Here is a 4,981-nt window from a genome sequence, read left to right as displayed (position 1 = left end):
CGCGACCGCCGCGGCCGGCTACGAGGACGCCGCCCGCCGCCTCGCCGAGCTGCGCGACCTGCTCTTCCACCTCGTCCGCCGACACGGCGAGGACCCGGCCGCCGCCTCGTCCCCCTCGCTGGCCGCGCTGCGCCGCCTGCACGCCGACACCGGCCACCTGCTGGCCGCCGCGCGGACGATGGGCGAGGCGCTGCGCGCCTACGGCGGCGAGATCCTCCCGTGGTACGTGGAGCACGCCCCGGACCACGGCACCACCGCGGACGACGTCGACCAGTACATGCGCCGCCTCACCGCGCGCATCACCGAGCTCTGGCACGCCTTCCCGGAGAAGATCGACGGTGCCGCCGACGCGCCGCCGCCCGAGCGCCGCGAGGTCCGGCCGGCCTCCGCCGCCCCGTCCCCGGGCGCGGCTCCGGGCACGTCCTCCCAGGACGGGACGGACGCTGACGCGAACGCGGACGGAAGGGGCGACGCGTCGTCGGAGCACCACCCCGCGCAGCAGAACCAGACCGTCGTCCCGATGATCGCCGTCCCCCTGGGCGGCGCGGGCGGCGGTGGACGGGGCGGCGGGCCGGGCGCGCGCTCCCGCAAGGGCGCCCGCCGCCGGATGGACGTCCCGGCACCCGGGGTCAAACCCGCCCCCGGCCTCATCCCGGACCGCGAGCCCCGCATCGTCACGCCGGGGAACGACACCGCACCGAAGCCGTCCGCCGCCGCCGGGCCGAAGCCGAGCGCGCCGCTGGCGGCCTCGCTGGCGGCTCCGGCGAAGCCGTCGCTTCCGGTGATGCCCCCGGCTCCGGAGCCGGGCTGGGTCCCGCCGGTCTCGGTCGCCGAGGCGCTGACCGCCAAGCCGTCCGACCAGGCGTCCCAGCGGCCGGATCCGGCTCCGCTGAGCCCGATCGCCGAAGCGCTGTCGGCCGCCAAGGAGGACGAGCGCAAGCGCTGACGGCCCAACACCGGCCATCACCTTTCTGACGTTCCCGTATGACGCGGATCACAACGTGCGCCTGTCACGGGATTCCGGGCACCGGAGTCTTCATGGCGATCTGTCGTCAGGAAAGCAGGGAGTTCGTGATGAGCGCTCGGTTGGATCTGTTCGCGAACCCGGTCGCCGCGAAGGCGCTGAAGCATTTCGCCTCGGCGAGCATGGCCATCATCAAGGAGTCGACGCTGCCGGCGTCCACCCGGGACATGGTGATGCTGCGGGCGTCCCAGATCAACGGCTGCGGTTACTGCACCGACGCCCACAGCAAGGACCTCGCGCACGGCGGGGAAGACGCGACGCGCATCAATCTCGTCGCGGCGTGGCGCGAGTCGAACGTCTTCACCGACGCCGAGCGCGCCGCCCTGGAACTGGCCGAGGAGGGAACGCGCATCGCCGACGGCAAGGGCGTTTCCGACGAGGTCTGGGAGAACGCCGCCGCGCATTACGACGAGGCCCAGCTCGCCGATCTGCTGGTGGTGGTCTCGCTCATCAACGCCAGCAACCGGATGGGCGTCATCAACAAGCAGCCCGGCGGCGACTACAAGCCCGGCCAGTTCGGCTACTGATCGGCCGGTGGGACGCCCGGGCCAGGTCCGAAGGGGCCTCGATCCGGGCGTCCTCTCAGGTCAGGGCCGTGTAGCGGGCCTGGAGGGCCGCCTCGCCGGACGCGGTGAGCGTTCCCTGGAGACGCAGGCGCGCCAGTCCGCCGTCGGGGTGGACATCGACTCGGACGTACGCCGCCTCGGCGTCCGCGTCGAGCCGGAAACGGTGCCGGGTGTCCGGCTGGACCCGAGTTCTCGGCAGAATCTCCCGCCAGGTGGACGCGTCGTCGCTCGCGGAAAGTGAGACCTCGGCGGGCGCGTTGAATTTCAAATTCGTGGTGTCGAACTCGGCGATGGCTATTCGCCCGGGAGCGGCCAGCCTCACCACGGCCCAGTCGTTTCCGCCGTCCCTTCGACGTGCGGTCTCCCACCCTTCCGCCTGGTTGCGCGCGAGACCCGGGTAAAGCATGTTGTCCGGGGCCGAGTAGAACATGTCGCTGCATGCGGTGACGCGCGCGCCGTTTTCCAGCGCGGCCAGGTCGATCGTCATTCCGGACAGCAGCGCCGGGTCGGGAACGACCTCGCCGTGAACGCGCAGCCGTGCGATCCCGCCGTCCGGGAACATGTTCAGCCGGACGTGCGTGAAACGGCGTTCGACCTCGACCGGGAATGGATGGGCGCTGTCACCTTCCAGTGGGCTCCTGGGGACGATCTCCGTCCACTCGGCGTCCTCCAGTTCGGACGGGCTCGGATACCCGTCCGCCGCGCACGCCTCGACCGACGCGTGCGGCGGGTAGTTGCCCTTGAACCACGCCGTGTCGATCACCACGCCCCGGACCACGCCGGGCAGCCCCAGCCGGACGAGCGCCCGGTCGTGGCCGAGCGAGCCGTCCGGGCCGGGGCGGCGGCGGGCGGTCTCCCAGCCGTCGTACTCCTGGCCCTTCGCGCCGAAGGTCAGCGGCGAGAACCGCGGCGGCCACGGGTTGAGCAGGTTCTCCTTCGCCGCGAACGACTCGTCGGTCGCGGCGGTCACCGAGCCGCCGAGCGTGCGCAGGGCGAGGTCGGGGAGGGCGAGGAAGTCGGTCACGGCACGGCTCCGATCCAGGGGTCAGGGACGGCTGAGCAGGACACCGCGCGGTTCTCCCGCGCCGGTCACGGCCTCGCCGCGCAGCCAGGTCGCCCGCACGACCCCGGTGAGGGCGCGGCCCGCGTACGGCGTGACGGGATGGCGGTGCGCGAGGTCGCCGGGGACGACCGTGAACGACTCGTCGGCGGCGAACGCGACCAGGTCGGCGTCCCGTCCCACGGCGATGCGGCCCTTGCGCGCCGTCAGTCCGGCGAGCGCGGACGGCCCCTCGGCCATCCAGCGGACGACGTCGCGCAACGAGTGCCCGCGCTCGCGGGCGGCCGTCCAGACGGCGGGCAGCCCGAGTTGGAGGGACGAGACGCCGCCCCATGCCGTCGCGAAGTCGCCGCGCTTGAGCTCGGGCGTGCAGGGCGAGTGGTCGGTGACGACGCAGTCGATCACGCCGTCCGCGAGGCCCGCCCAGAGCGCGTCCCGGTTGGCCGCGTCGCGGATCGGCGGGCAGCACTTGAAGGCCGTCGCCCCCACCGGCGGCACCTCCGCCGACACGGCGTCCAACGGCCGGGCTTCCGCCGACACGGCGTCCAGCGGCGGGACGTCCGTCGTGCAGAGGGTGAGGTAGTGCGGGCAGGTCTCGGCGCTGACCGGCAGGCCGCGCACCCGCGCCTCCGCCAGCGGCTCCAGGCAGTCGGCCGCCGACAGGTGCAGGATGTGCGCGCGGACGCCGGTGCGCTCCACGAGCCGGACGACCCGTTCGACCGCCGACCGCTCGGCCGACGGCGGACGCGACGCCAGGAAGTCGGCGTACCCGCCCGACGCGGGCTCGGTCAGCGCCGCCGGATCCTCGGCGTGCACGATGACCAGGCCGTCCAGGGCGGCGATCGCGCGGAACGCCTCGTCCATCCCCTCCGGCGTCAGGGGCGGGAACTCCGGCACGCCCGAGTCGGCGGTGAAGCACTTGAAGCCGAACACCCCGGCCGTCCACAGCGGTCCCAGGTCGGGCACGTTCCCGGGGATCGCGCCGCCCCAGAACCCGACGTCCACGTGGACGCGTCCCGCGGCCGCCGCGCGCTTGGCCTCCAGCGCGGACGCGTCCACCACCGGCGGCAGCGAGTTCAGCGGCATGTCGACCAGCGTCGTGACCCCGCCGCGCGCCGCCGCCCGGGTCGCGGTCGCGAAGCCCTCCCACTCCGTCCGGCCGGGTTCGTTGATGTGGACGTGCGTGTCGACCAGGCCGGGCAGCAGCGCGAGGTCGCCGAGGTCGACCTCGGCTCCGGCGGGCGGCGGGGCGTCGTGGTCCGCGACGGCGGCGATCCGCCCGTCCCGGACGGCGACGGCGGCGGGCCGCTCCCCCTCGGGCAGGACGGCCCGGCGCGAACGGATCACCAGATCGAAGACCACGGCCGCACTCCCCTACTTATTTCAGGACAAATCGCCGCGCCAGGGCGGCCTCGGACGGGTGTCCCACGGCAGCGGACCTCATGCGTCGGGCAGCCAGGCGGGCGCGACGCGTTCGGCGGCGAGGCGTTCCAGCAGCGGCCCGGCCTCCGCCATGCAGCGCGCCGCGTCGGGCTCGATGTCGGTGAGCGCGAACGCGTCCCGGAGGCGGGTCTCCCGGAGCTGGTCGCCGGTCAGCTCGCGGCGTCCCGCGACGGCGACCGTGGCGACGCCCTCCCGCGCGGCGGCCTCCGCGACGCCCACCGGCGCCTTGCCGCGCAGCGACTGCGCGTCGAGCGAGCCCTCACCCGTGACGACCAGCCGGGCGCCGCGCACCGCGTCGGCGAATCCGAGCAGGTCGAGGAGGAATCCGATGCCGGGCCGCACGGTGGCCCCGAGGAACAGCATCGCGCCGAACCCGACTCCGCCCGCCGCCCCGGCCCCGGGCATCGCGGCGATGCCACCGGCCCGTGCAGCGGACGAACCGGCCATCGATGAACCGGCCATCGGTGAGCCGGCCATGGCCGGGACGGCGACGGCGGCCAACCGGCTGAGGCCCAGTTCCAGCGCCTTGACCTGCGTGGGCGACGCGCCCTTCTGCGGGGCGAAGACCTCGGCCGCGCCGTCCCGGCCGAGGAGCGGGTTGTCCACGTCGCACGCCACGACGACCTCGACGTCCGCCAGCCGCGACGGCAGCGTCCCGGCGTCCACCGACGCCAGCCGCCGCAGCGCGGCGCCGCCCGGCGGCAGCTCGGCTCCCCCGGCGTCCAGGAACCGGACGCCCAGGGCCGCCGCCATCCCGGCGCCGCCGTCGGTGCAGGCCGATCCGCCGAGGCCGAGGACGATCCGCCGCGCGCCGCCGTCCAGCGCCGCGCCGACCAGCTCGCCCGTCCCCCGGCTGGACGCCGCCAGCGGCGCGGGCCGTCCGCCCGG

At 74.8% G+C, this 4,981-nt stretch carries 4 protein-coding genes and 1 pseudogene; 2 read left to right on the top strand and 3 right to left on the bottom strand.

Annotation, left to right across the window (positions count from 1 at the left end):
- Both DZF91_RS39515 and DZF91_RS06920 read left to right on the top strand, forming a co-directional pair.
- A pseudogene (locus tag DZF91_RS39515) lies at positions 1-946 on the top strand (hypothetical protein); the annotation flags it as partial.
- Positions 947-1,074: 128 nt separating this feature from the next.
- Complete coding sequence (locus tag DZF91_RS06920; RefSeq protein ID WP_117356655.1) at positions 1,075-1,551, top strand: carboxymuconolactone decarboxylase family protein; 477 nt, start codon at positions 1,075-1,077, stop codon at positions 1,549-1,551.
- 55 nt (positions 1,552-1,606) lie between these two features.
- Here the strand turns inward: DZF91_RS06920 and alc are convergent, their stop codons facing one another.
- The 3 genes from alc to DZF91_RS06905 form a co-directional block, all read right to left on the bottom strand.
- Positions 1,607-2,614 (bottom strand): allantoicase, encoded by a 1,008-nt coding sequence (gene alc, locus DZF91_RS06915; protein WP_117356654.1) that lies wholly within the window; start codon positions 2,612-2,614, stop codon positions 1,607-1,609.
- A 21-nt stretch (positions 2,615-2,635) separates the two neighbouring features.
- On the bottom strand, positions 2,636-4,012 hold the full coding sequence (locus tag DZF91_RS06910) for an amidohydrolase family protein (protein WP_117356653.1): 1,377 nt from the start codon (positions 4,010-4,012) through the stop codon (positions 2,636-2,638).
- Between the two features lie 78 nt (positions 4,013-4,090).
- Positions 4,091-4,981: glycerate kinase (locus tag DZF91_RS06905; RefSeq protein ID WP_147341028.1), on the bottom strand; the 891-nt coding region annotated here is incomplete at its 5' end.

It is taken from the genome of Actinomadura logoneensis (assembly GCF_003428695.1).
Classification (GTDB): Bacteria; Actinomycetota; Actinomycetes; order Streptosporangiales; family Streptosporangiaceae; genus Spirillospora; species Spirillospora logoneensis.
The sequence above is the reverse complement of the archived record's forward strand: the minus strand, read 5'-3'. Positions and strand labels throughout refer to the sequence as shown.

Bases quoted from the DNA above. Each gene is read 5' to 3' on its own strand.
- DZF91_RS06920 (WP_117356655.1), top strand. From the start codon at position 1,075: ATGAGCGCTCGGTTGGATCTGTTCGCGAACCCGGTCGCCGCGAAGGCG.